The sequence below is a fragment of the Erwinia sp. genome (assembly GCF_031978025.1).
Taxonomy (GTDB): Bacteria; Pseudomonadota; Gammaproteobacteria; order Enterobacterales; family Enterobacteriaceae; genus Erwinia.
Genome location: NZ_DALZCD010000420.1, coordinates 1 through 2083, shown reverse-complemented (window position 1 = coordinate 2083; position 2083 = coordinate 1). Strand labels below are relative to the sequence as shown.

Here is a 2083-nt window from a genome sequence, read left to right as displayed (position 1 = left end):
GCCCGCACCTGCGCCGTGGAACGTCTGGAAAATCATGGGGGAGAGCCGGGTAGTGGCCATGCTGGATCCGGCCTCTATCATGGCGCAAAGCCTGATGGCACAGCGCGGTTTTACGCTCACGCTGCTACGCACGGATGAGGAAGACGAGTACTGGCAGCTGTATGACAGCCAGACGAGGCCCTGTTTTGAATATGCGAGACAGCTGCAGTTCCTGGTGGTGCTCAGTTCGCCGCTGCTGCCGCCAACGGCGGGAGTGATGCCCGGCACGCAGGTAGGACGGCGGGTCAAGGCGCGCCTCTGGCAGCGTATCAGCCAGCAGTCTTTCAGCACGGCAGTGCGTGAACGCTACGGCGCCTGCGTGATCACCGGCACCAAAGTCCACGAAAATGCCAGCTGTCCGTGGGTAGAAGCCTGCCACATTATGACGGAAGAAAACGAGAACGGTTTTCTGAAAGATAACCACGTGGATAACGGCCTGTTTCTGCGTAGCGACCTTCAGCGGCTCTTTACCAGTCGTTTGTTGTTAATCGATGGCGAAACGGGCCGGGTTTCTTTCCGACACAGCCTGCCGGCCGATGAAGAATTAAGCGCAGCTTATCAGGATCTTGCCGGTAAAACCTGTGCGTTGTGGGAGCAAATACCGCTGGCAACCCGCCACAGACTGCTGCGGTTGCGTTAATTTTCTATAGAAAGCGGCGCCCAATGCCGCTTTTTTCAACAAAAATGAAATAACCCGCCTTTTTTACCGCTATTCCCCCAATCAATCCGTACTACAGAAACAGATAATCATGCCGATAACTTAACTAACGCAGGATAGTCATAGTGAACGATCTATATACCGTCGGTGGCGTGATGGATAAAAACTCGCTGTGGCAGCGCTATGTGCCGCTGGTGCGTCACGAAGCGCTGCGCTTACAGGTCAGGTTGCCAGCTAGTGTTGAGCTGGACGACCTCCTGCAGGCGGGTGGCATTGGGCTGCTGAATGCCGTCGAACGTTACGACGCGCTGCAGGGTACGGCTTTTACCACTTATGCCGTACAACGCATACGCGGTGCGATGCTGGACGAGTTGCGCAGTCGCGACTGGGCGCCTCGCAGCGTACGCCGTAACGCACGTGAAGTCGCCAGCGCGATGCATCGCGTTGAACAGAGTCTGGGAAGGCCAGCCAGCGAGCAGGAAGTCGCCGCGCAGCTGGACGTGTCATTAGAAGAGTACCGGCAGATTCTGCTGGATACCAATAACAGCCAGTTGTTCTCTTACGACGAATACCGTGAAGAACATGGCGACAGCGCGGAGCTGGTGACGGAAGGCCATGAAGAGGCCAACCCATTGCACCAGTTAATGGAAGGGAATCTGCGCGAACGCGTCATTGAAGCGATTGAGGCACTGCCCGAACGCGAAAAAATGGTGCTGACGCTTTATTACCAGGAAGAGCTGAATCTGAAAGAGATTGGCGCAGTGCTGGAGGTCGGGGAATCCCGGGTCAGCCAGCTGCACAGTCAGGCGATAAAACGCCTGCGCGCCCGGTTAACGGGAGCGCGCTGACGGAGTCAGTTTTGCACTCTCAACACCAACCGGGGACTCCAAATGGGATCCAAAATTAAAATGAGGCCGCTGAGCCGCTATCTGAAAGATTTTAAGCACAGCCAAAGTAATTGTTCGCACTGTAGTAAAGTTCTCGATCGGATGGCATTGGTTTTCCGCGGGCAGATCATCAATAAAGAGGCGATCGCCCGCATGGACCAACCTATTGACGACCAGGTCTGGTCAAAGCTCCAGCTTGAGCTGACCGCGCTGTGTCGTTTTTGCAGTGATATTTATTGCAATACGAATCCTACCTATTTTGACATCATGGCATTCAAACAGTATTTGTTTGAGCAGACCGAGATGAGCCACAGCACGATCCGCGAATATGTCGTTCGCCTGCGTCGTCTTGACGGGATGCTGTCGGCCCGTAATTTTCCGGCTGAAAAATTGGCCGGCAACAGTTGGCACGAGTGTCTGCAAAACGATCTTCCCGATGCGGGGAATAATAATTACCGCATCGCCCTGCGCAAATATGACCAGTTTTTAGGCTGGCAGC

At 54.7% G+C, this 2083-nt stretch carries 3 protein-coding genes; all 3 read left to right on the top strand.

The features are described from left to right. A partial coding sequence (locus RTK32_RS21215; RefSeq protein ID WP_312047390.1) for an HNH endonuclease signature motif containing protein occupies positions 1-679 on the top strand: 679 nt, incomplete at its 5' end. A 143-nt stretch (positions 680-822) separates the two neighbouring features. Then, on the top strand, positions 823-1545 hold the full coding sequence (locus tag RTK32_RS21210) for an RNA polymerase sigma factor FliA (RefSeq protein ID WP_125290922.1): 723 nt from the start codon (positions 823-825) through the stop codon (positions 1543-1545). Between the two features lie 42 nt (positions 1546-1587). Further along, the coding region (gene fliZ / locus RTK32_RS21205; RefSeq protein ID WP_312047388.1) for a flagella biosynthesis regulatory protein FliZ at positions 1588-2083 on the top strand (496 nt) is incomplete at its 3' end.